This window comes from Neorhodopirellula pilleata (genome assembly GCF_007859915.1).
In the GTDB taxonomy this organism is placed as follows: Bacteria; Planctomycetota; Planctomycetia; order Pirellulales; family Pirellulaceae; genus Rhodopirellula; species Rhodopirellula pilleata.
The window spans coordinates 958,398-981,974 of record NZ_SJPM01000002.1; the positions used below are offsets into that span (position 1 = coordinate 958,398).

The window sequence follows — 23,577 nt, forward strand, 5'->3', positions numbered from 1 at the left end:
CGGTACATTCTCTTAGCAGTCATGGGGATGACCTCCTATTTGCTGGTCTATTGAAAGAAAAAACCAGTTTCGGGGCATCCCCTGTTTTTTTGTAGTATCCATTCGCCAGTGTATAGCCAACTGGGCTGTTCAAAATTCGGTGTTGACTCGTTGTTTTTACTTTATCTCTCAGCAGTTTCTTGTCCGCCAGCCACCTCTCCCGAACGCAGTTTGGGGGAGGTCGAGCGACGACGTTCAGGAGTCCGCGAGGGAGGGGGCACGGGCGTTATTTGATTGAATCGGCTTGGTTTGCCCTGGGGATGCCCCCTCCCGGATCTTGCTTCGCTCGATCCGACCTCCCCCAGCTTCGCTGGGAGAGGTGACAGGAAGTTGCGGAGAACAAAAATGTCGCAATCCCAAATTTTGAACAGCCCACACTTAGCCCCATGCGTGAGCATGGGGTTGATGTGCGTGAAACGGTCTGGAAGTCGCGGAGCGACGGCAGGATGTGTCGCCGCTCCGCGGCTGGAGGATTTTTTCGGCCGGGTTCCCCATGCTGACGCATGGGGTTGATGTGCGTGAAACGGTCTGGAAGTCGCGGAGCGACGGCAGGATGTGTCGCCGCTCCGCGGCTGGAGGATTTTTTCGGCTGGGGTCCCCATGCTGACGCATGGGGCTACATGCTGTCGCGGCTCCGCCGCTGAAGGCACGGCCTCACGCCGGCCTCACGCTCGCATCGCGGAACGCCGCTCGACAGTCGCGGAGCGACGGCAGCACTTAGCCCCATGCGTGAGCATGGGGTTGATGTGCGTGAAACGGTCTGGAAGTCGTGGAGCGACGGCAGGATGTGTCGCCGCTCCGCGGCTGGAGGATTTTTTCGGCCGGGTTCCCCATGCTGACGCATGGGGCTACATGCTGTCGCGGCTCCGCCGCTGGAGGCACGCCTGCAAAACCTCGTCATGTGAAAGACGTTCGCGCTTCGGGCTGGTCGTGTAGCTGCGTACCGCCTTGATTCCAATCCTCGACTTAACGCCGCCCTGGCGCTTCGGCGATTCGGGTGATTTCGCCGCAGTCGAGCCAAATGCGTTCGCATCCGTCACAGGCGTCGATGGCGACGCGGCCGGGTCCGGCATAGTAAAACGACTCCATTCGTGTGCAGCACTGCGGACAGGTCAGCCGGTCGTGGTGGTCGCGTGGCCCGTCGACGCTCAAATCAAAATCGCTTGTCCTGTCCGGCCCCGCGTAGGCCGACCGGCGTCCATGAACCAACATCGCGAACGAGTTCCGGCGAACCCAAACGCCTTGGCAACGCCGACAACCGAGCACCGGATGCTCGTCCATCGACCCGGTTTCCAAACGTGTGCCAGGTTGCCGACACGACGGGCAGTGCTCTTGGGACAACGTCCCCGTGAGCACCAATCGATCAACGCTGTCGGCGAGTGCTTCGGCGATGGCTTCGGTTTCGCAGTAGTCGCAGATGTAGCGTCCCGATCGATCAAGTCGAGCGACGGGAGCACCGCAGGATTGGCATTTCATAGCGAGCATCAAGGTGAGAAGGGCAATCCATTCCGGGACCGAAACAATATGGACTGCTCAAAAGTGGCTCACAACTCCGCTTTGTGCCCTGTTATGGCGGCCATTTTCTTCGATTTTTGTTGGTGAATGGCGTTTGGCGTTTGGCGTTTGGCGAAAACCCAGTGTTCGATGCCGGGTCTCCGCCGAAGCGGCTGTGACCCAGCCTACTTCGATCGCGGCGTACAGAAAAATCTGTCAAACTTGGGCTAATGAAATGCTCGTTCGCTCGTTGGCTTGTTGGGGCGGAACGGTTTCGCCTGCTTTTCTTCTCTTTTCCAAACCGAACCCCATGGCTGAATCGTCTCTGGAATCTGAGCCGCCGTTGACTCCGGACAGGCCGTTGACTTCGGACTCACCGGGCGACCTTCGGCTCGATGAGTGGCTCAGCGACGCTGTCCAGTGCCATCAAAGCCGGTTGCTCGCGTACGCCCGCGGAATTCTGCGAGACCGATCGTCGTCCCAAGACGCGGTTCAGGAAACGTTCTTGCAGCTTTGCCACAAGGCCCGCCAGATCGTCGCCACGCCCGAACCGCCGACGCTCGCCGAGTTCGGCCAACGTTTGACGCCATGGTTGTTCAAGGTTTGCCGAACCCGAGTGATTGACATGCAACGCAAACGAACACCGCAAGCCTTTACGAGCTTGCCAACCCGATCTGACCGTGGCGACGACGACGTCTCGGCCGGAGTTACCGTCGTCGACACATCACCGACGCCCGACGACGTCGCGTCGATGGACGAAGAACAACGTCGTGTCGCCGATTCGATCGGCACACTGACGCCGCGACAACGCGAAGTCCTGCAGCTACGGATCCAGAGCGGATTGAGTTACCGCGAGATCGCCGAAGTCACCGGACTGACGCCCACCAACGTCGGCTTTCATCTGCATCAAGCCGTCAACTCGTTGCGACAAACGCTCGCAGGCGTTTGAACTCCACCGCACGAATGATCGTCACCAACTAATCTACCAATCCAACCAAATAGGCCCATCTCATGTCTTCCGAACAAGACGCCCCGAATCTTTGGGACGACGAACGCATCACGGCGTACGTCCTGAACGAACTTGACGAACATGAACGAGAAACGTTCGAAGCCGAACTACGACTCAACCCGCCGCTCGCTGAAGCCGTCGAGAAAGCACGCGTGGTGACCGGCAAGCTGGATCGTTTCTTTGCTGCGATCCCGAAGGAAACCCTCGAGGGCCAGCGTCTGCAAAGCCTGCTGGCCGAACGTCCGGGCACTGAAACAGAATCCACTCATTCGGATCAACCGCGTTCCGGTCGTTCACCATGGTTGTCGTTGGCTGTCGCCGCCGGCATCGTGTTCGTCCTCGCGGCGATCTCGATTCCGGTGATCACGTCCACCTTATCGCCCTCATCAAACGTGGCGATGACCACCGCCGATTCCTCGGCCCGAGAGGGGATGACATCAAGCGTCCCGGAACAAGAAGAGGAGCTTTCGTTCGCAATGGAGCCGATCGAGATCGCGGCATTGGATGCGAGCGTTTCTTCCGATCGCGACCAATCTAACAAGCTCCCTAATGAGGTACGCGAGGCAATGATCCATGGCCAAATGAAACCAGGCGACGGGCTAACGGCGCTTACCGCCAAAGAAAAGAAGGCCCAACCCTACATCCAGGAAGCCAAAAAGTCACAGTTCGGTGCGATGGCCGATCCCGCGCCGGCAGTCCTTGCTGAACAACCTCTCGTCGAATTGGCTGCCCCAGCCGATGTCACCGGCCAACGCTACTCTCGAAGGGGCAGAGCGTCGAATGACGAACTCGATATGGGGATGGATATGGGGATGGATATGGATATGGATATGGATATGGGAATGGTGATGAGAGGGGAAGGCATCGCGAACTCGCGACAACAAGATGTCGCGAAGAAACCGGCCATGGGCATGGATATGGGGATGGGAATGGACATGGCGGGGCTGCCGGGACTGCCGGGAATCGATCTAAGGTTACCCGGTGACCGCTACGCCACCATCGACGAAAACACGTTCAAACGCGTCACCGAGCACCCGCTGAGCACTCTGTCGATCGACGTCGACACGGCGAGCTATTCCAAAGTCCGCATGGCGTTGCAACGCAACCAACTACCGTCCCCCGACGCCGTTCGCATCGAAGAAATGATCAACTACTTCGAATACGACTACAAAAAGATTCCTGACACCTTAACCGAAAAGGTGTCAGAACGCTTTTCCGATCCGTTTTCGGCTCACTTGGATGTGACGGAATGTCCATGGCAGCCGGAGCATCGGTTGGTGCGCGTCGGATTGCAGGCGATCGATCTGGATAAGCAAGAGCGGCCCCGGTGCAACCTGGTGTTCTTGATCGACACCAGTGGCTCGATGCGGGCGACGAACAAGCTTCCGTTGCTGATCGATGGGATGAAGCTGCTCGTCCAAGAACTTCGGCCGGATGACCAAGTGGCGATCGTCGTCTATGCCGGATCGGCTGGCTTGGTTTTGGAAAGCACACCTGCGGCCCAGAGCGACAAGATCATCAGCGCATTGTCACGGTTGGAAGCGGGAGGCAGCACCAACGGCGGCGCGGGGTTGCGTTTGGCGTACGAGACTGCTCGGGAAAGTTTTATCCAGGAAGGCGTCAATCGTGTGATCTTGTGCAGCGATGGCGACTTCAACGTCGGCATGACAGGGACGGATGAATTGGTCCGTGAGGCGAAATCGCAGGCAAAATCCGGCGTGGAACTGACGGTGCTCGGGTTCGGCATGGGAAACCATAACGACGCGATGATGGAAAAGATCTCCAACGACGCCGAAGGAAACTATGCCTTCGTCGATACGATCGCAGAGGCGAAGAAGGTGCTCGGCGACCAGTTGTCCGGAACGTTGGTAACGGTTGCCAAAGACGTCAAGATTCAGATCGAGTTCAACCCGGCCGTGGTGTCGTCCTATCGCTTGATCGGTTACGAAAACCGCTTGCTCGCCAAAGAGGATTTCAACGACGACACCAAGGACGCCGGCGAAATCGGGGCGGGGCACCGCGTGACAGCACTGTACCAAGTCGTGCCCGCGGGGGCCAAACTAGACCCGGCGACTCCTCCGGTTGACGCGTTGAAGTACCAGCAACCCAAACCGGTCCAGGACGAGCCTTCGCCGGAATCGACCGAGCGGGTTTCCAACGAAATGTTGACGTTGAAACTGCGTTACAAGCCACCCCAAGGGACCAAGAGCACGTTGATGGAACGCACATTGACTGACGATGGCGGTCAGTTTGGTAAAGCCGATGACGATTTTCAGTTCGCCGCCGCAGTCGCTGGTTTCGGCATGTTGCTTCGTAACAGCCCGATGGCGGGATCGTGGACCTACGAGGACGTGATGAAGGTCGCGGCCGACGCGCTCGGGACCGACGAACACGGTTTGCGAGAGGAGATGATTGAATTGGCCGCCATTGCGAAAAGGTTGAGTGAGTAGGGGAAGGGCGGTTGGCTTTTGGCGGTTGGCTAGCAGCCCTGCCGGGTCTCCGCTATCGCTGCGACCCAGCCTACGGTTGGTAGGCTGGGTGGAGGAGGCTTTGCGACGAACACCCGGCAGAGTCGCATGAACTTAAACTTAAACCTAAACTTAAACGCCGACGATCATTTGAGCAGCGCTTTTTGTGGCGGCAGTGCAGAGAGTTTAAGTTTAAGTTTAAGTTTAAAAAGTTGGTCGAGTAGCTCTGATCTTGCCGGGTCTCCGCTATCGCTGCGACCCAGCCTACGGTTGGTAGGCTGGGTGGAGGAGGCTTTGCGACGAACACCCGGCAGTTTGCCGTTGACGTCAAGTTTTCAAGCCAACCGCTAATCGCTAATCGCTAATCGCCACTCCCGCTGCCGGGTCTCCGCTATCGCTGCGACCCAGCCTACTTTTGTCCCAGGACTTCGGGCAATGATTCGCCTTCGGGGATCAATCGCATTGAGATTGAATTGACGCAGTGGCGGATGTTTTTGTCGGTCAACCGCTCGCCTTTGAATACGTGACCCAAGTGGCCGTCGCAGTGGTTGCAAACGATCTCGATGCGACGTCCGTCCGCGTCGGGTTCGCGCCTGACGGCTCCTTCGATCTCATCATCGAAACTCGGCCAACCGCAATGGCTGTCGAACTTGTGTTCGCTCTTGTACAGCGGCGCATTGCATTGCCGGCAAATGTACGTCCCGGCGTCCTTGGTGTGCGTGTAACCACCCGGGCCGGGCGGCTCGGTGCCTTTGTCCAAGATCACGTAGGCTTCTTCATCGTTGAGCGGGTTGTAGTTGGGCATCGTTTTCCTCAGGAGGCGTCAATGAATGGTGGATCGGGTTCGTCGGGGTCGCCCGACATTTCGGTCGGTTCGCCGGCTCCGACGGTGTGGGCTTCGAGTTTCGCGTCCAGCTTGGCTTCGACCGCACCGCTGTAGATTTCGTGAGCGACCAGCGTCACCATTCCGAACAACAGCGGCAAGATGTAGTACAAAACGCGAAAGATCAACACCGAGGCGAGCACCGGTTTGCCTACGGTATCTTTCAACAGTGTCCAGAGGATCAACTCGAGCACGCCCAAGCCGCCGGGCACTTGCGTGATCAACGACGCCACGATCCCGACCAAATAAGCAGCCAAGACCATCGGGAACGGAACGACCGCGTCTCCGGGCATGACCAAGTACAACGCGGTCGCTGAGATCAACAAATCAACCGCCGCGACGGAAGCCTGGACCGACGCCAACCCGATCGACGGCGGACGCAGGTGCAGTTTGCCGATCGGCCAAGGCTTGTGCCAGAACGTGCAAACCAAAGCGTAGAAGATCGAAATCGACAGCAATACCCAACCCAACGTGCGGGTACCAAAGGGAAGCTGGTAGTCGGTCGGCAGCTCGATCGGCGCTAATGTCAGCACGATGCCGCCGAGCACGCACACGCCGCTCCAAAACGTTAGGGCGAGTACGGACATCAACGCGACAATCTGCCGATGGGTCAGCCCCCAGCGATGGTAGAACCGGTAACGGATCGGAGCGGCCGCGATGAGCGTGCCCAGGCTATTTCCCAGTGCGTAGCCGAGAAACGCGACCAACGCGATCCGCCGCAACGGCAACGCTTTGCAAACATATCGCAACGCCAACAGGTCATAACACGTCAGCAATCCGTAGTTCAGGGCGATCAAGAACGCGGCGATCGCCAAATAAGCAGGATCCACGCTCGTGAGTCCCAAAAGAAACTCTTCCTTGGAAATCTTCCCCGCTTCCTGGACCAGCAATCGGATGGCAAACGCAAACAACGCGAGCGCCATAACCGGGCCGACGAGTTTGCGTGGGTCGACCTTGAACAAAATGAAAACTACGGGTTGGTGGGGATGAAAGCCGTTTCAATCACCAATCATAGACCGCAGTTGTGTCGGATCGAAGGCCTGATCGGACGGCTTCATCGCCAATCTTGGCCGCCGTCTTGCGGTTCTTGATGGTTGATGTCTTGCAGTTCCAGCCCGAGCAATCGATCTTCCATTTGTTTCAGCCTTTCCTCGTCGTCGAGAGGCGATTCCTCGGTATTTTCGGGCGATTCGGCTTCGGGCTTGTCTTCCTGCGGGGCTTTGCCGTCCTTGGTGCGATTGAACGCCTCGGCCGATTCCGCATCGATCCGTTCGGACAGGTCGGCCGCTCGGCTACCGCCGGGATCGAAAACACTGCCGACGCGACCGGAATCGCGGACGGTCCGCTGCCAAGACCCGCCGTAGGACGGGTACGAATCCAGATCACAGTCGGCACACAAGCGACAACCACCCAGCGTCACCGTGCAGGCGGTCGCCAAAACAAGCCAAAAAGCTGGAAAAATGTTGCTTGGAAGTTTCATCGCGTCGCTTCAAAAGCGGGAACGGGAAAACAGGCGTCTTTCGAATCAGACAGCCTGAGGGCTTGTCTCTGAGATCGGCCAAATCCGACGGTTCCGGTGAGGCAAAATGGGAAGAATTTTCCGGTTAATCGGATTGTGAGGATTTTTTTGGCCGAAATTTTTCGTTTCCGCTCAAGTTCCGCCTTCCCAGCGACGGCCCAAATACGCGAGAAACCGTTGTCGCCGCTCACGAGACCGCATGGATGGTGGTCCCGCTGGGCGAATTGCAGCGACGGTCGGATGGATCCGGCCCTCCTCTCATTGAAACACGGATGTAGAATCATGTCTCAGTTCCTTTTCGTGGCGTCCGCCGTCTCCGCCCTCGGTTTGCCCTTGATCGCGATGGTCGCACTGTTGCTAGCAAAACTCTCGACGGGCGTGGCGGCCCGACGTGCCGAGCGACGTTTTTTGGCGGTCTTGGTCGTTTTGACGTTGGTCACTGCCCATACGGTGATGACCCAGAACGCGGCCTGGTTGATCCACACGACCACGTTGGGACTGATGATCGTGGGATCGTTGTGGATCCCCGGCCAAACAGCGGGCGAAAGTTCGTTGGGCACCGAAGACGCCAACCATCCTTTTTTTGCCGGCTAGTGGCCGTTTGATCCATGTCCCCGACGTCCCCCCCGTCTTCCGCTGAATTGCCAATTGGATCGACGCCCCAGGTCGGGGATCGATCGAGCGTGATGGTTGTGCCGGGCGGGCCAGTCGTCGGCAGCGTCCGACCGCCGGGCAGTAAGAGTTTGACCAACCGGGCGTTGATTTGTGCCGCGTTCGCCGAAGGCGCGAGTCGCTTGACCGGGGCCTTGGTGAGTGAAGACACCGAGGTGATGATCGACTCGTTGGCCAAGATCGGCGTGCGGATTCAAACCGAAAACGCGGGACGGACGTTGATCGTCGAAGGCGTCGGCTCCTCCGCTGCATCCGAGCAGACCGGCGACTCACCGCACGAGATGTTCATCGCCAACAGCGGCACGACGGTCCGATTCTTGACCGCAGCTTTGTCGGCCTTCGGGGGTCGGTATCGTTTGTCGGGCGTGCCGAGGATGCACGAGCGACCGATCGGTGATCTGGTCGAAGCAATCGCGCCAGTCATGAGCGGGACAATCGCGGCCGTCTCCGGAGGTGGTTGTCCACCGGTCGAGATCGAATCGGCGGGCTGGACCGGCGAACCGATGAGCGTGGCAGGAAGCGTGAGTAGCCAATACCTGAGCGGCTTGATGATGGCCGCGCCGATCTCAGGCAAGACGGTTGAAATCAAGATCGTCGGTGAGTTGGTCTCGATCCCTTACGTGCGAATGACATCCGAATTAATGCGGGCGTTCGGCGGCGTGACGGATTGGAACTTGGAAACGACGCAGTCGATTAGAACCGGCGGCCGATACGTTGGGACGGATTACGCGATCGAGCCGGACGCTTCGGCGGCAAGTTATTTTTGGGCCGCTGCGGCGATCACCGGGGGACGGATCGGCGTCGAAGGATTGAGCGAGGACGCTCTCCAAGGCGACGTCGGTTTTGTCCGCGTGCTTGAGAAGATGGGAAGCCGTCTTCACCTTCAGGCCGATCGGATCGAAGTCGAAGCCAATGAACTTCGTGGCGTCGACGTCGACATGGGCGAAATCAGCGACACGGTCCAGACGCTATCCGTGGTCGCATTGTTTGCCGATTCGCCGACCCGCGTGCGAGGCGTCGCTCACAACCGATTCAAAGAAACCGATCGAATCGGAAACCTCGCGATCGAGCTTCGCAAGCTGGGGGCTCGCATCGATGAGCATGACGACGGCCTGACGATTCATCCGCTGACGACCGGAGATCTGGAGCGATTGTCCGAATCGACCGATCCGATCGTTTTTGAAACGTACCATGACCACCGGATGGCGATGAGCTTCGCGTTGCTCGGTTTACGACTTCCGGGCATCTTCGTCGCGGACCCCGCTTGCACCGGAAAAACTTACCCGGAATTTTGGGCGGACTTGGAGCGGTTGATTGACCGGCCTCACCATTGGTTTTCTCAGGAGACGAACGAGTGAGTTTGTTGCTGACGTGCGATACGGGTGGATGGAAAACGCCGACGCGTTTGCGCGATCGTTTGGCACCGGCAGAGGATTTCTCTGGTCTTCAGGTTGCTGAACCGGACTTGATTCCCACGACGATCAGCTTGCCTACGGATCGCTTGTCCCGTCGTGGCGTTGACCGAGAAGCCTACTTTGCGGCCCGTAAGTTGGCTCATCACGGCGGCAGCGAGTTGATCTGCAATGAGTTCCGTTCTGATTTGGTGGACGTCGGCCGGTCGTTACATCATCGAGATCTTTTTCCGCCTCAGGTGCGGGCTTTGCCGGTCGAAACCCGCGATGCGATTATTGAAGAGATCTACCATCCCTATCGTAACCGGGTCCAACAAAGGATCGCCGAATTGTTGCAAACCTGGTCTTACGTCGTGCACTTGTCGGTCCGCACCTTTGACGCCAAGACGACCGGCGGGGATTGGCAACGGGGCGACCTCGGATTGCTTTACGACCCGGCCCGTAAGGACGAGCTGGATTGGTGCTTGGACTTGTTCGATGAACTCTTCGCATCGGTTCGGGAATTAAAGGTGCGACGTAATCACCCTCATCGCGGGACGAACGATTCGTTGACCAAGTCGATGCGTGCTGAATTTCCGCCAGACCGGTATTTGGGTGTGGAATTAACGCTCAACCGAGCTTGGGTCAGTCGCCCGGTCATCCGGCGTGAAAAGGTACTCGAGCGAATCGGCCGATGCATCGGTCGTCTGGCCAACGCTTCGATCGAGCGGGCAGCATAGTCTGCCCGCTCATCGCACCAACAATTGCCCAAAACAAAGGCTTGTATGAGGCGACGGTTCAATGGGGATCGAATGTTGATGGTTGCGGATCGTTCGGGATGTGCGATCGAAATGATCCTGACTTGAGCAGATTCGTTAATTTCGGTGCTGGTTTTCACCACAGATCCGCCGATGGCACTTAACGACAAGCACACGCATGACGCGATTCCCTGTGCGTTTCAAGGACGAGGCTGGTTTCTTTCCCTTCAGCCTTACGAGTCCCAGTCGTGCGAAATCTTTCTTTCGGCGCTTTGATCGTCCTAGTCGGCTTCGTCGCCGCTCTACCCTTTCGAAAAGTCCCGCCGCATGGGTCGGCCGATGCGGACGCCTCCTTGGCCACCGGCCCATCGACCGGACTGGTCGTTACCGGCGAAAACGTTTCGTTGGATCCGTTGGCACCAATGAGTCCAACAATTTCAGCCGACACCGTCGCTACGCCATGGTCGCATGTGGCGTCGCCGATGTTGATGACGCCAGAGCGTCCGGTCTCACGCTCGCGATCGACCGATTCGGTTCATCCGCAAATGGCCGCACGCATTCCATCGGACGCCCAGTCGAGTCCGCGTCGTGATTTGCGGTTGCCGCTCACCTACGACGATCTCGCGGTCCCGCTGGTTACCCCTGGATATGTGGACGAGCGATACTCGGCGATCGCTAAGCCTGCGACTGGATCTCCGGCGGTCGACGCGTCGCCAACGAAGTTCGAGCCCCTTGCGATGACGAACGCGGCGGTAAGTGAGGCAACCGACGCTCCGTTCCAACAATTCGACTCGCAACCACCCTCGGTTCTGGCGTCGAGGGAGACGCCGACCGGGAAGCCTTCCACCGTCCCTTTCGTCTCGGCGAAACCATCGATCGAAGGACGTCTGGCGAGCGATACCCGCCCGGCATCTCAGGAGACCGACCGAGACGATCGCCCCCGGCACTGGATTCGTCAGCCGAGTGAATGAGCTTGGCCGTTGGCATTTGGCGGTTGGATTGCTAAACGCCAATTGCCAATTGCCAATTGCCAATCGCCTGTTGCCTGTTACCTGTTACCTGTTACTAACCTCGCTCCATGCCGGGTCTGCGCCGAAGCGGCTTCGACCCAGCCTACGTTGGCCGTGTGCGTTCCATGTGGAACCGTCTGCGCGATCGGGGTGGGGCGTGTCAATGCCGGTTTCTTATGAAACCGATCTTGTTGCACGCGGTGCGTTTCACCTAGTTTCCCGCTGTCTGGGTTTCCCACGGTCTGGGAGTCCCGGCTGCCTGCATCTTCAGAATGTCCGGCAATCAAACCAGAGAAACATTGTGGCAAGGATCTTCAGCATCGTGAACCAGAAAGGTGGAGTTGGCAAAACGACGACTTCGGTCAACCTTTCGGCAGCGCTCGCTTTGGCGGGACATCGCACGTTGTTGATCGATATCGATCCGCAGTGCAACGCCACCACGGCGGTTGGTCACGAACCAGCCAAACACCATGCGCTGATCGGCGAGTCGCCGCTGCACGAAAGCGTCCTTGCCACCGAAACCGATAGCCTACAAGTCGTCCCGGGCAGCCGTCGGTTTCAAGACGCCGATGTGATGGCCGCCGCCGGGCCCGACGCGTCCAAACGCCTTCGCGGGCATCTCGATAGTGTTATCGACGAGTACGATTACATCTTGATCGATTGTCCGCCCAGCGCCGGTGCGATGACCGAAACCGCACTCACGGCGAGCACCGAAGTATTGATCCCGATTCAGTGTGAGTATTTCGCCATGGTGGGCGTCGCTCAATTGATCGGAACCATCAAGAAGGTCATCACCGCGACCGACGGGCGTCTGACGTTCGGCGGGATCGTGTTGACCATGTACGACGAGACACTCGAGTTGACCCGCGAAATCGAGGATGATGTTCGCGACTTCTTTGGTGATATTGTTTTCGAAAATGTTGTGCCCCGGGACGTCGCGTTGTGCGAAGCTCCCAGTCACGGCAAGACTGTTTTTCAATACGCACCGCGGAGCCGCGGAGCATACGCTTATACTCAACTGTGCATGGAGGTGCTGCAGCGTGACTAGTACAACGACTCAAGGATCGGCGAATCACGGTTCGACGTTCGATCGATCAGCCCGCGGTTCATCCCGTGGCGGAGCCGGCTCGAAAGACCGACGTTTGGGAAAGGGACTCGCGGCACTGCTCGGGACTCCGGTCGACGACGACGGCAATCCGATCGAAGAAGCCTCTTCGTTTGATCGAAGCTCCCCTAGACCCGCAGCGCCAGAAGGCAATGCTTCGTCGATCAAGACGTTGGAGCTGCCGATCGATGACATTCAGCCTAACCCGTTTCAACCACGCCGGGAATTCAATCCCGACGAGATCGCTTCGCTTGCTGAAAGCATCAAGAACCATCAACAGTTGCAACCGGTTTTGGTTCGCGTTGTCGAAGGGCGATATCAACTCATCAGCGGCGAACGCCGTCTGCGAGCGACCATCCACGCCGGACTCAAAACGATCCGCGCCGAAGTCCGCGAAGCCGACGATCGATTGGTCGCCGAACTGGCGATCATCGAGAACCTGCAGCGCAAGGATCTTAACCCGATCGAGAAGGCGATGTCGTTCAAACGATACATCGACGAGCACCAATGCAAGCAGGACGATCTGGCTCGTCGATTGAGCATCGACCGGAGCACGATCGCAAACCTGATGCGTTTGCTCGAGCTTCCCCAAACGATCCTCGACATGTTGACCGCTGGCGAGATTAGCGCCGGTCACGCGCGCGCATTGCTACCGATCGGAGAAGAACAAGTTCAGATCACCATGGCCCGCCGGATCGTCGACGAGACGTTGAGCGTGCGAGCGATCGAGAACGCGGTCAGCGAGATGCTCCGCGCCGAAGAAGACACCGAGACGGGTTTGAAAGTAACCAACAAGTCTCGACAAAAGCGCAAGCCGATCCCGCCGCACATCGAAGCGATGCAGCAAGAGATGCGAATGGTGTTCGGGACGAAGGTCGAGATCAAAGCGTCGGCGCGGAGCCGAGGCAAGATCACGATTCACTTCAACGACGCCGACGAGTTCGAACGTTTGCGTGCATTGCTTGGTAGCGCCGCTCGACCGCAACTGCGAGTTGCCGGGTAGAGTGGCGGTTGGCACTTGGCGGTTGGCCAAGAGATGGGCTGCTGCCGTCGCTCCGCGACTCTCTGGTCGATGTGCTCACTTCAATACCCCATGCTCACGCATGGGGTAAACTTCTAGCGGTCTGTTGATTTAGTCGTAACCCGAAGCGTCAGCGAGGGATGGAACGCCATTAAATCCTCTGTAGGTATCCCTCGCTCACGCTTCGGGTTACGATGCAAACTAAATCAACAGCCCCTAGCGTCGCTCCGCGACGCGAAAAGCGAAAAGCGAAAAGCGAAAAGCGAAAAGCGAAAAGCTAATAGCCAAAAGCCAATAGCCGGTTGTTTCACGTTTCGGTTTCACGGGGCGGGTTTGCGCATGTGACGATTGAATGCGATCGTCGGCTTATGCGACTTCTTCATTTGCTTCCGCTTGGGCAGATCGCCCGCGTCCTGCCGCCTTTTTCAGTCGAGCGGGGCGGCGAAGCGTTTCTGATTTTCGGTGACCTTCCCGACGATACCTGTTCCGTCGACGGGTGAGTATTTCCGGGGCGCGTCGACATTGCCGGTCGGGCAAGAGAACACGATGTTTTCTTGGCACCACCCGACCGTTTCCCCAAATGCTGCTTCCCCATTTCAGTGGTTTCACTGTCGGGCATTGAAACGATGGACAAGGACGTAAAACGATCAATCTTGCTGTGGCCGATCATCGCATCGACGGCGATCATCGCATCGACGACGTTACCACTTTGGTGGCACAAGCAGGCACGACAAGCGGCGGAATTCTCGGCGATCAAACAATCGCTCTCGATGGTGGTTCACTGCGGTGAGAAGCCGCTGGCGATCAGCGACAGTGCGTTGGCTGAGTCATTGCGAGCTTCAGTCGCGAGCGACTGCGCGGCCCATCGACCCGACCGTGGCGTTCGAGGATTGGCTCTGCCGAGCCGGTTAATGATCGAAGAAGTTTTGGGAGAGACACTAGGCGACGAGAACGGCGTTTCGTCGTCCGCGTCGGCGGACCTTGCCGCAAGCAGCAAGGTGATCGCCCGCACCCTATTGGCACCGGTGTTAGATCCGGTGGCGGAGCTTGCAGGATTCTCGGGACTGGCGTCCGAAGGCGAGACGAATCGCCGCGCATCATCGACGCCGCCTTTTTGCGAGCCGAAAGCGCTCGTGGCACTCCCCTCCAGCCTCTCGCCTGGGCTGGACGATCCTTTTACCGCCACCGGTCGAGGTCACCTCGGCAATGCCGTTGCCACTTGTAACGATCAATGGATGCTCGCGATTAACCCGGTTGCCACCGCAAAAGCGATCGCGATCGGTGACGCGTTGGCCTCCGAGCCGGCTTGCTTGAATCAGCCCAGCAAAACGTTGATTCCTCAATCAGTCGCCGTCCTCGCTCGGCCGATTTTTGCCAAAACACAAGAACATCCATCCGATCCGTATGAAGCGGAGTCAACTAACGAATCCAAGACGGCGCCGCGCACGTTTAAGATTGTCGGCAATGCCTGGCCGCAACCGAAACAACTCTATCGTGATCTCGCTCTCATTGCAGCGGACGCCGATGTGGCGAGTCTGGCGACTTCCGCGAACCGTCAAAGTTTCGCTTCGGTCCAATTACCGTCATCGTCGTCAGCCATTGTTCGCGAGCTCATTTCCGAAGGAAACCTACAGCAGTTCAATGGTCACGATGCATCGCCATTACATCGATATGCGACCGCGCTAGTAATGGGCAGATGGGCGGACAAGGTTGGAACAACCATCGACGAACTGCAGGCATTGCCGAGGATCGGAGACGAACGATCCGGGCAGCTGATCCGCGAGTTGGCGGCGCTGTCCGAAGCGGGACTGCAGATGGCCGAGCGGGTACCGGTGCGCGAACAGCAAATCCGCTGGTTGCGGGCCGCCCATGCTTGCTCGCGTCGATCCGCCATTTGGGGACCGATTTGGCGGTTGGCTCGTAACGGCGAAGAAACTCAGTATGTATCGCTTGCGACATCGAATGGCGAGAACTTGGCACCTCCAATCGAGATGGCAACGCTCGTTGGTCGCGTCCGAGCGGAACTGAATCAGACCGGAGATGAAGCCGGGTGGGATCGGTTCTTGCTGCTTGACGAGATCGAATCGGCATCCAAGGCCAGCAATGCCGACGAGCGTTCGTTAGTCGCACAGCGGTTTCTGTCGCGGCTCGATCACCATCTAATCCGAGCCGAGCATCGCGAGTGGCTATCACGGGATTCGATCCGTGCGTTAGCGGAATCTTTACAAATCTGGACGGTTCGCCCGATCGACTACAAGGAGCTTCTCGAAGATCTCGAACGAGGGGAAACCGATTCGATCGACTTGTCGGCGATCAAGGTCGGCGAGGTCTTTCAATCGTTACGATTTTCGCAAGACTTGGCGGCAGTTAAAGTCGCGAAAGCGATCGACTTGAACTATCGCAACGCAAACGTACGGACCGCGATCTCGGTTCAATTGATCGATCGTTTATTGCCTGAAGTTCCATCGAAAGTAAGTCCGATTCGTACTCGATTGTTGGGCAACGATGTTCGCGGGACCAGTCGAACGGAATCCCAAATCGGGATTCGCCTGAATCCCTCGGAAGACTCATGGAACTTGAGCATACAAACACTCGGCGATGTACTCACAGAAAGCTACTCGGGCCAATCGGGCGTCACAGTTCTGACCAATGGGCAGAACGTTTTTGATGCGACGACGCCGCTCATCATCGGTGCTGACGGTTACCGAATCGGTGAAACGCACGTTGCCGTCACGGGCAGCCAGTTGCTTCGTGGCGTCCGGTCGAAATACGACGGGTGGCCGCTGATCGGCTCGCTGGTCCGAGGGATCGCCGAAAGTCGGTTTGAGGAAGCTCGGCCGCTTGCCATCCGGGCGAGCCAGCGTCAAATCGAAGGCACCGTTACTGAGGAATTGCAAACACAGTTGAATGCCAAGGCATCCCAGGGACAGAACCAACTCGACGAGTTTGTATTTGGCCCATTAGGCCGCTTGAATCTAGAACCCAAAGTCATCGATTTGGAGACGACTTCCGACCGATTGGTCGCGAGATATCGTTTGGCGGGCGACTGGCAACTCGCATCCAATACGCCGCGGCCACGGGCTTGGAGCGATAGTTGGATGAGTTTGCAAATTCACCAATCGGCGTTCAACAACACGTTCGAGCAATTGCTTCCCAAGGGCAATGCCAAGACGTTAGGCGATTTCTTTCAAGACACGATGGCCCTGTTCGGCCGCGATAACATCGAATTGCCCGACGATGTGCCGGCTGACGCGCGGATCGAATTCGCGGCAACCCGGCCGATTACCGTCGAGATGGATGAGGGACGATTGACACTAACTCTGCGGGTGGTGAGCCTGTCCCAAGACGACGGAACCAGCTTGAAACGCTTTATCGTCCGAGCCGATTACCGACCCGAAATCGACGGGTTGTCGGCGAAGTTGGTACGTGACGGTCACTTAAGTGTTAGTGGCCCTGGCATGTCGATGCGTCAGCGTTTCCCCATTCGTGCGTTGTTCAACAAGATACTCTCGGAGAGTCGAACGATTCCCTTAACCATGCCGCGTTTGGTGGAGCACCCGGCCGCACAAGACTTAGCGATCAGTCAACTCGAAATGCGCGACGGATGGTTGGCCCTCGCGATCAGCCCGAATACATCGCCGAGGGTTGCCGTCGGAACACGTGTTCTCGTCGGGGAGCGAGTGATGAATCGATGACCTCATTTGAAACTCGAACAACGCGTGAATGTTTTGTTCGCTTATTCAACAACGACCAAGAATCCACCCGCGATGCCTCGTCGATCCAACAACTGCGATCCGTCAAGAGAGAGGCGTTCCCATCGTTGAATCTTCCATCCGCTTGTTTGCAGGTCCGACATTAGCTCTTGCTTCGAAAACTGGTGCAGAAACATATCAGGTAGTCCGCGGTACGGATAAACCGCGTCCCCAAATTCCAGGCCTCGACAACACCATGATCTCAGCCGACTGAGCATCAATTGACGGCGCCCTGCCGCATGCGTCATTGCGGCGTAACGATGGTGCGCGTGCAACAGGAAGCGTCCTCCGGGTTGCACAATCCGTCGGACATGTTTCAAAAACTTCCGGCGATTGGAGCGGCCCTGGATCATCCCCAGTGTACTGAACAAGCAGACTGCCCCGAGTCCGATTCCGTCGTTGATGGCGTCGAGTTCAACGAGATTGGCGTGAATGGGTTGAACACACGGGAGTTCTCTTGCGATAACTTCGCGTAGCATCGGAAGCGAAAGATCGATGGCCAAGACGTCGTATCCGTTGCCCGCTAGCACTTCGGAGGCACGACCGGTTCCACATCCGAGATCGAAAATCCATTTTTTGGGTGACTGAATTGATTTCTGGGAGCTCTCCGATGCTGCTAACCCACCGTGGTGATGGCGTGGGAGCGGGTTATTTTCCGACGAGCTGGATTCCGGTGGAAAAACGGACGCGAGCATTTCTAGATCGACACGACAAAGTGGTGTGGATGCCACAAATTCATCGTAGAGGGATGCGATGCGCCCTTCGTGGACATAACGCCAAGTTCCAGGAGCCACTCCGAGCGGTCGTCGCCAAGCAGTCTGGTCCGAACGATTTGTTGGAAGACTCGCGCTGGCGAGCGATTTCGATTCTGGCGATGGGTGGGAATCGGGCATTGGGTCGGTAGATTAAACCGTCGAAGTGTCGCTCGTGGGGGCTGTTTCAATTCCTGCGAACGTTCTTATAATCCGTCGCTACCCGTAACAGAATCTCAACTAACAGGAAATCTGAGTAAAGTGACTATCAAAGTAGGTATTAACGGATTCGGCCGTATCGGACGGATGGTATTTCGTGCATCGGTTGCCCGAGAGGACATCCAGGTTGTCGCCATCAACGACTTGCTGGACGTCGATTACCTCGCGTACATGTTGAAATACGACTCGGTTCACGGCCCTTTCCAAGGGGAAGTTTCCGTCAAAGACGGCAAGTTGGTCGTCAACGGTAACGAGATTCGCATCACCGCCGAGCGCGACCCGGCGAGTCTAGCATGGGGCGATATCGGTGCCGACATTGTCGTCGAGTCGACCGGTTTCTTCCTGACCAAAGAAGCGGCTCAGGGCCACATCGACGCGGGTGCCAAGAAGGTCGTCATGTCAGCGCCTTCCAAGGACGACACTCGCATGTTCGTGATGGGCGTCAACGACGACTCCTACGACGGCGAAATCTTTGTCTCCAACGCCTCGTGCACGACCAACTGTTTGGCTCCGATTGCGAAGGTCCTCAACGACAAGTTCGGAATCAAACGCGGACTGATGACCACGGTTCACGCCACCACCGCGACGCAGAAGACCGTCGACGGACCTTCGGCAAAAGATTGGCGTGGCGGACGCGGTATTCTTGAGAACATCATTCCATCGAGCACTGGCGCCGCGAAGGCTGTCGGAAAGGTCATTCCTGAACTCAACGGCAAGCTTACCGGCATGGCATTCCGAGTTCCAACGTCGGATGTTTCGGTAGTCGACCTGACGGTTGAGCTCGAAAAAGAAGCAACCTACGAAGAAATCTGTGCGGCTATGAAAGCCGAATCCGAAGGTGCGATGAAGGGCGTCTTGGGTTATACCGAAGACAGTGTCGTGTCGACCGACTTCCGCGGCGATGCTCGCACATCGATATTCGATGCGAGCGCCGGACTCCAGTTAGACAAGACCTTCGTCAAAGTCGTATCTTGGTATGACAATGAATGGGGTTACTCGAACAAGGTTCTCGACTTAGTCGCCAAAATCTCGAGTTAGAGTAGGTCTCACAGAGGTTCATCCATGGACAGGTCGCCGGTGGAGAATGTTTGATTCTGCCACGGGCGACCTGTAACCTGTTCTTTTGGCGGTCGGTTCCATCGAGTCTCTGCGATGCCCCCAACCCTCCGCCGGTGGTCCTCCTTACCTGCTACCCCCTGCGCAACATGTTTATCGATCGCGTCGAAGTCGAATTTCTAGCCGGCAAGGGAGGCGATGGTTGCATGAGCTTCCGCCGTGAAAAGTTTGTCTCCAAAGGTGGCCCCGACGGAGGCGACGGAGGAACCGGAGGCAGCGTAATCTTGGAAGCTCGCGTGGGCGTGAATTCCCTTTCGGCGTTTGCGAGCCAACGATTCTTCAAAGCCGAAAAAGGACAACCCGGCCAAGGCAGTTTGCGACACGGACGACGCGGATGTGATCTGCGACTGTTCGTGCCATGTGGAACGAGCATCATCGATGCGGCGGATGGTTTCGTGATCAGAGACTTGACGACGCCCGGCGAGGAGTTCGTTATCGCCAAAGGCGGTCGCGGCGGACAAGGCAACACCCGGTTCAAGTCTGCACAAAACCAAGTCCCCCGCGAGAAAACACCGGGTGCTCCTGGAGAAGTGCGGCACGTCATCATGGAACTCAAGTCGATCGCCGACGTAGGCTTGATCGGCAAACCCAACGCGGGCAAGAGTACATTGCTATCCCGCATCAGCAGCGCCCGACCCGAGATCGCCGACTATCCCTTCACGACCAAGTATCCGAATTTGGGCATCGTCGAAATCGACGTCGAACGGTCGTTCGTCGTTGCCGACATCCCAGGCCTGATCGAAGGGGCCAGTGACGGCGTGGGACTTGGACATGAGTTCTTGCGACACATCGAACGCGCCGGAACCTTAGTCCATCTCGTTGAGCCGGCTCCGGTCGACGAGACTGATCCGATCGCCAACTACCAGGCGATCCGAGAAGAACTCGCACACTACGATCCCACGCTTGGCGACCGTGAAGAAATAGTCGTGATGACGAAAAGTGAAATGGACATCGACGGTGAGGTTTTTCGCAACCTACAAGCGCATTTCCAATCCAACCCGGTCAAGCACGACCGCGAACTGCATTCGATCAGCGCCGCCGCCGGTGAGGGGCTCAATGAACTGACCGAGGCGATCATGGATCGCGTTCACGCACGGCGTTTGCAGATGATCGCATCAGGTGAAAAGTTGCTGCCGATCCGAGAGGTCGACCAAGAGGCACTTATTCCCAAACCCAAACGGGTTCCGCCGCACAAGCAAGGCTTAACCGCCAACCTGTCCGATCAAACGCCGTCCAAAGAGATCGACGCGGACGATCCGTGGGCCGAGGACAAAAAACATCGAGGGCACAACAACCCTCACTTGGAAGTCAAAAAACGCAACGTCCGCAAACAGGTCAAGCGATACGGCAAGAAGACGGACGAGTCCCCGTGATCGTTGGGATCGATGTCGGCAACACCGCGATCAAATGGGTCACCGACCAAAAACGAGATCGCGTCGAATCCGTCCGACCGGGTTTGGACGGCACGCTGAGACACTTGGCAGCCGACCTGATGCGTGCCACGGCCGACGCCGATTGCGCCGAGATCCGCATCGCGAGTGTCAACCGTTCGTCCGCAGCAATGCTGGAATCAGGATTGCGCGTCGATGCACCGGGGAATTGGACGATTCGTCCGATCACAAGGGCGGACGTGCCGATCAAAGCGAACGTGGACTACCCCGAACGAGTTGGCATCGACCGATTGGTCGGTGCCTACGGTGCGAGTTTGATTCTCGAGATGCCGTTGGTGATTGTCGACGCCGGCACGACCGTGACGGTTGACTACGTTGACGAGCAAGGCGAATTCCAAGGCGGCGCGATCATGCCTGGCCTGATGATGCAAACCGCGTCGCTCGCACGCGGTACCGATGCGTTACCGGACCTGGAGTGGCAGGCATCGTGTTGCGGTGAATCAGACGAACAAGTGCCGGGCAAGAACACCATCGCGGCAATCCGACTCGGAGTCTTGTCATCGGTCGCCGGAGGCGTGACTCGCTTGATCGAATCATACGGCAATCCGCGACACGTCATCGTCACCGGAGGCGATGCCGCCTGTCTTTCCAAAGCCTTGAAAATAGCCCATCAAATCCAGCCACACCTGGTCTGCCGAACCCTTCTCAAGTTGCCCCCAAAGTAGGCTGGGTCGAAGCCGCTTCGGCGCAGACCCGGCAAGGGTTCACGATCGACAATCTCCGTGTCAACGATTGCTATCGCTCCACGACAGCAACCGCCAAAAGCCAACTGCTAATAGCCAATCCCTGCCGGGTCTGCGCCGAAGCGGCTTCGACCCAGCCTACTTATGACGCGTTAGACCGATCGGCAAATGAGGCTTTTTCGGGTACACAATGGGTTTCGCGTTCCGCTACTCAAACACGATCACCACCATGCGAATTCTCTTGACCAACGATGATGGCGTGTATGCGCCCGGATTGGCGGCGCTGGGGCATCAACTGCGTCACCTTGGCGAAGTCGTGACCGTTGCTCCCGCGACCGAACAAAGTGGCGTCGGGCATTCGATCACCTATCTCACGCCGCTCGTGCCCAAATCCATCCATCGGGACGGGCGACATTGGGCTTGGGCGGTCGAAGGATCGCCGGCGGATTGCGTAAAATTATCACTGGCGGAATTGATGGTCGACCAACCGATCGATCTCGTGGTCAGTGGCATCAATAGCGGGCTCAACGCGGGGATCAATGTGCTATATTCTGGCACCGTCGCCGCCGCGATCGAGGGGGCGTTCTTTGGCGTGACGAGTGTCGCCGTTTCGCTCGAGCACAATGATGACGCCGATTTTGCCGCCGCCGCCGTGATCGCCAAGAACGTGATTAGCCAATTGATCCAACACGACGAAACTCAAGGTGGACTGTTCAATCTAAATATTCCAACCGCCGCGACCGAGACCGCGCGGCCGGTCAAGGTGGTTCCGATGGGTCTGGCACAGTACGGCCGACGCTACGAAAAACGTCTCGACCCGGGTGGACGGGATTATTACTGGGCGTTGTGGTCCGAGCCGAAAAACCCGCCCGACGAAATGACTGATCTGGCGCAACTCCGTGAAGGCAACGTGACACTGACACCGTTGCACTTCAATTTGACGCGGCACGAGTTGCTCGAGCAGATGACGACCTGGGACTTGAGAGGTTAGCGGCCGATGGAAGCCCCCGAACTGCCGCCGGTCAGCCCCACGCCTGAGCAATCTTTGTTAGCCAATCTGCGCAATTGGACAGACGTCTTCCCTTGGTTGCGTTTGGTCAAGGTGTGTCGGGTTGCCGGTGGACCGGTGTGGATCGTCCATTCGGTCGCTGCGTTGGTCTTATGGTGGATGGGATTGCGTTTGTTACACGTGGATCTGGGTGGAATGGTATCCGATGATGGATACAGACGTTTGTTCGCGCCATCTTCGTTCGAAGTGGTCGGGATCTTGTGGACTTGGTTGTTGGCTCTACCACACATGATGGCGTTTGTTCGAGTCGGCGCATTGTTGACGGCCGGACGAGAAATCCCTTCGTACCTAGGCACATGGAAACTTGTTGGCCGCCGGCTTAGTCTGGGTGCGTTGATCTTGATCCTGCCTGTTCTAAGTTCGTTACCATTCGTCATTGCCGCCTGGGTTTGCACGACTTTGGCTAGCTGGTTGGTCTTTGCCCAGCCGATGGCGGACTGGGTGTCGATGCTGTGGATCGTCCCATCGCTGATTGTGGCTGGCTTGTTGTTGGTGGGAGCGAAGGCGGCCGTTCCGTTGGCGCTAGTCAGTCTGATGACCGAAGCGAAGCCCGACGCGATGGATTCGCTCAGTCGTGGTTACGAGTACGCGTTGCGTCGATTGCCCCAAGTTATTGGTTATGCTTTGGTCGCGATCATGATGGCGTTACCCGTTTTGCTCGGGTGGGGATTGGTCTTGCTAACGGCTTGGTGGGTGGCGATCGTTTCGGGTGCAGCCAGTGGTAAAGTCATGTGGTTGTTGATCATGACCGGTGCTGCGATCGCCATGATGCTGATCACTGCGATGATCGGCGGAGTTTACCTGCTATTGCGTCGCTCGGCCGGTGGTCAAGAAATCGCCGATGTATGGGCCGAATCGGAAGGCTGGATCGCCCCCCCAATGCCATCAGTACGTCAGAACAAGTTGTCGTCGTAGTCGTAGGCTGGGTGGAGGAGGGCTCTGACGACGAACACCCGGCGGGCGTGGCTATTGGCTATTGGCTATTAGTGGTTGGTGGTTGGTGGTTGGTGATTGGTGATTGGCAAATAGCCGGGTGTATGAGTGCCGTCGCTCCGCGACTCGCTGACTGTTTCGGGCATTTGATCCCCATGCTCACGCATGGGGCTAATTGCTAACGTCGCTCCGCGACTGAAACCCCAACAGCTACTCGCTACTCGCTACTCGCT

The 23,577-nt window shown here is 57.5% G+C and carries 20 protein-coding genes; 15 read left to right on the forward strand and 5 right to left on the reverse strand.

The window, feature by feature from the left end; all coding sequences use genetic code 11:
* Positions 1-1,005: 1,005 nt before the first annotated feature.
* Positions 1,006-1,515, reverse strand: coding sequence for a zf-TFIIB domain-containing protein (locus Pla100_RS08635; protein WP_146577221.1), 510 nt, complete (start codon positions 1,513-1,515; stop codon positions 1,006-1,008).
* Between the two features lie 328 nt (positions 1,516-1,843).
* Here Pla100_RS08635 and Pla100_RS08640 point away from each other — a divergent pair, with 328 nt between their 5' ends.
* Positions 1,844-2,482, forward strand: coding sequence for an RNA polymerase sigma factor (locus Pla100_RS08640; protein WP_146577222.1), 639 nt, complete (start codon positions 1,844-1,846; stop codon positions 2,480-2,482).
* Positions 2,483-2,544: 62 nt separating this feature from the next.
* A complete protein-coding gene (locus Pla100_RS08645) occupies positions 2,545-4,992 on the forward strand; it encodes a VWA domain-containing protein (protein ID WP_146577223.1) in 2,448 nt (815 codons plus the stop codon).
* Between the two features lie 427 nt (positions 4,993-5,419).
* Here the strand turns inward: Pla100_RS08645 and Pla100_RS08650 are convergent, their stop codons facing one another.
* The 3 genes from Pla100_RS08650 to Pla100_RS08660 all read right to left on the reverse strand — a co-directional run bounded on the left by Pla100_RS08650 (position 5,420) and on the right by Pla100_RS08660 (position 7,373).
* Positions 5,420-5,815 carry a methionine-R-sulfoxide reductase gene (locus Pla100_RS08650; protein WP_146577224.1) on the reverse strand — a complete coding sequence of 132 codons (396 nt, stop codon included), beginning with the start codon at positions 5,813-5,815 and terminating at the stop codon, positions 5,420-5,422.
* Positions 5,816-5,823: 8 nt separating this feature from the next.
* The gene (locus tag Pla100_RS08655) at positions 5,824-6,816 is read right to left on the reverse strand and encodes a putative bifunctional lysylphosphatidylglycerol flippase/synthetase (RefSeq protein ID WP_146577382.1); all 993 of its coding nucleotides are present in this window, start codon (positions 6,814-6,816) and stop codon (positions 5,824-5,826) included.
* Between the two features lie 131 nt (positions 6,817-6,947).
* Positions 6,948-7,373, reverse strand: a complete 426-nt coding sequence (locus tag Pla100_RS08660) for a hypothetical protein (RefSeq protein WP_146577225.1) — start codon at positions 7,371-7,373, stop codon at positions 6,948-6,950.
* A 321-nt stretch (positions 7,374-7,694) separates the two neighbouring features.
* On the opposite strand from Pla100_RS08660, the gene Pla100_RS08665 reads away from it, so the two are divergent.
* From Pla100_RS08665 to Pla100_RS08695, 8 genes are all read left to right on the forward strand, one after another.
* Positions 7,695-8,006 (forward strand): hypothetical protein, encoded by a 312-nt coding sequence (locus Pla100_RS08665; RefSeq protein ID WP_146577226.1) that lies wholly within the window; start codon positions 7,695-7,697, stop codon positions 8,004-8,006.
* 92 nt (positions 8,007-8,098) lie between these two features.
* A complete protein-coding gene (gene aroA, locus Pla100_RS08670) occupies positions 8,099-9,442 on the forward strand; it encodes a 3-phosphoshikimate 1-carboxyvinyltransferase (RefSeq protein WP_231602879.1) in 1,344 nt (447 codons plus the stop codon).
* Positions 9,439-10,215: an N-formylglutamate amidohydrolase gene (locus tag Pla100_RS08675; protein WP_231602851.1), complete on the forward strand. Its 777-nt coding sequence runs from the start codon at positions 9,439-9,441 to the stop codon at positions 10,213-10,215. Before aroA ends, Pla100_RS08675 begins: the two co-directional genes overlap by 4 nt.
* Before the next feature lie 266 nt (positions 10,216-10,481).
* Positions 10,482-11,204 (forward strand): hypothetical protein, encoded by a 723-nt coding sequence (locus tag Pla100_RS08680; protein WP_146577228.1) that lies wholly within the window; start codon positions 10,482-10,484, stop codon positions 11,202-11,204.
* Between the two features lie 340 nt (positions 11,205-11,544).
* Positions 11,545-12,291 (forward strand): ParA family protein, encoded by a 747-nt coding sequence (locus Pla100_RS08685; protein ID WP_197167779.1) that lies wholly within the window; start codon positions 11,545-11,547, stop codon positions 12,289-12,291.
* A 94-nt stretch (positions 12,292-12,385) separates the two neighbouring features.
* Positions 12,386-13,351 (forward strand): ParB/RepB/Spo0J family partition protein, encoded by a 966-nt coding sequence (locus tag Pla100_RS08690; RefSeq protein ID WP_231602880.1) that lies wholly within the window; start codon positions 12,386-12,388, stop codon positions 13,349-13,351.
* Positions 13,352-13,737: 386 nt separating this feature from the next.
* Positions 13,738-13,869 carry a hypothetical protein gene (locus Pla100_RS32165; RefSeq protein ID WP_261344783.1) on the forward strand — a complete coding sequence of 44 codons (132 nt, stop codon included), beginning with the start codon at positions 13,738-13,740 and terminating at the stop codon, positions 13,867-13,869.
* A 126-nt stretch (positions 13,870-13,995) separates the two neighbouring features.
* Complete coding sequence (locus tag Pla100_RS08695; protein ID WP_146577231.1) at positions 13,996-17,064, forward strand: hypothetical protein; 3,069 nt, start codon at positions 13,996-13,998, stop codon at positions 17,062-17,064.
* A gap of 41 nt (positions 17,065-17,105) precedes the next feature.
* On the opposite strand, the gene Pla100_RS08700 is transcribed toward Pla100_RS08695, so the two are convergent.
* The gene (locus tag Pla100_RS08700; protein WP_231602853.1) at positions 17,106-18,014 is read right to left on the reverse strand and encodes a class I SAM-dependent methyltransferase; all 909 of its coding nucleotides are present in this window, start codon (positions 18,012-18,014) and stop codon (positions 17,106-17,108) included.
* Positions 18,015-18,134: 120 nt separating this feature from the next.
* Between Pla100_RS08700 and gap the strand changes: the two genes are divergently transcribed.
* The 5 genes from gap (at position 18,135) to Pla100_RS08725 (ending at position 23,326) form a co-directional block, all read left to right on the forward strand.
* Positions 18,135-19,130, forward strand: coding sequence for a type I glyceraldehyde-3-phosphate dehydrogenase (gene gap / locus Pla100_RS08705; protein ID WP_197167780.1), 996 nt, complete (start codon positions 18,135-18,137; stop codon positions 19,128-19,130).
* A gap of 167 nt (positions 19,131-19,297) precedes the next feature.
* On the forward strand, positions 19,298-20,581 hold the full coding sequence (obgE, locus tag Pla100_RS08710; protein ID WP_146577232.1) for a GTPase ObgE: 1,284 nt from the start codon (positions 19,298-19,300) through the stop codon (positions 20,579-20,581).
* The gene (locus Pla100_RS08715; protein ID WP_197167781.1) at positions 20,578-21,324 is read left to right on the forward strand and encodes a type III pantothenate kinase; all 747 of its coding nucleotides are present in this window, start codon (positions 20,578-20,580) and stop codon (positions 21,322-21,324) included. The genes obgE and Pla100_RS08715 overlap by 4 nt, the downstream gene beginning before the upstream one ends.
* A gap of 247 nt (positions 21,325-21,571) precedes the next feature.
* A complete protein-coding gene (surE, locus tag Pla100_RS08720; RefSeq protein WP_146577234.1) occupies positions 21,572-22,333 on the forward strand; it encodes a 5'/3'-nucleotidase SurE in 762 nt (253 codons plus the stop codon).
* Positions 22,334-22,339: 6 nt separating this feature from the next.
* Positions 22,340-23,326 carry a hypothetical protein gene (locus Pla100_RS08725; protein ID WP_146577235.1) on the forward strand — a complete coding sequence of 329 codons (987 nt, stop codon included), beginning with the start codon at positions 22,340-22,342 and terminating at the stop codon, positions 23,324-23,326.
* Positions 23,327-23,577 lie beyond the last annotated feature (251 nt).

Coding starts and splice junctions, on each gene's coding strand:
- Pla100_RS08635 (WP_146577221.1), bottom strand. CDS start 1,515: ATGAAATGCCAATCCTGCGGTGCTCCCGTCGCTCGACTTGATCGATCG.
- Pla100_RS08640 (WP_146577222.1), top strand. CDS start 1,844: ATGGCTGAATCGTCTCTGGAATCTGAGCCGCCGTTGACTCCGGACAGG.
- Pla100_RS08645 (WP_146577223.1), top strand. CDS start 2,545: ATGTCTTCCGAACAAGACGCCCCGAATCTTTGGGACGACGAACGCATC.
- Pla100_RS08650 (WP_146577224.1), bottom strand. CDS start 5,815: ATGCCCAACTACAACCCGCTCAACGATGAAGAAGCCTACGTGATCTTG.
- Pla100_RS08655 (WP_146577382.1), bottom strand. CDS start 6,816: ATGGCGCTCGCGTTGTTTGCGTTTGCCATCCGATTGCTGGTCCAGGAA.
- Pla100_RS08660 (WP_146577225.1), bottom strand. CDS start 7,373: ATGAAACTTCCAAGCAACATTTTTCCAGCTTTTTGGCTTGTTTTGGCG.
- Pla100_RS08665 (WP_146577226.1), top strand. CDS start 7,695: ATGTCTCAGTTCCTTTTCGTGGCGTCCGCCGTCTCCGCCCTCGGTTTG.
- aroA (WP_231602879.1), top strand. CDS start 8,099: ATGGTTGTGCCGGGCGGGCCAGTCGTCGGCAGCGTCCGACCGCCGGGC.
- Pla100_RS32165 (WP_261344783.1), top strand. CDS start 13,738: ATGCGACTTCTTCATTTGCTTCCGCTTGGGCAGATCGCCCGCGTCCTG.
- Pla100_RS08695 (WP_146577231.1), top strand. CDS start 13,996: ATGGACAAGGACGTAAAACGATCAATCTTGCTGTGGCCGATCATCGCA.
- Pla100_RS08700 (WP_231602853.1), bottom strand. CDS start 18,014: ATGCCCGATTCCCACCCATCGCCAGAATCGAAATCGCTCGCCAGCGCG.
- obgE (WP_146577232.1), top strand. CDS start 19,298: ATGTTTATCGATCGCGTCGAAGTCGAATTTCTAGCCGGCAAGGGAGGC.
- surE (WP_146577234.1), top strand. CDS start 21,572: ATGCGAATTCTCTTGACCAACGATGATGGCGTGTATGCGCCCGGATTG.
- Pla100_RS08725 (WP_146577235.1), top strand. CDS start 22,340: ATGGAAGCCCCCGAACTGCCGCCGGTCAGCCCCACGCCTGAGCAATCT.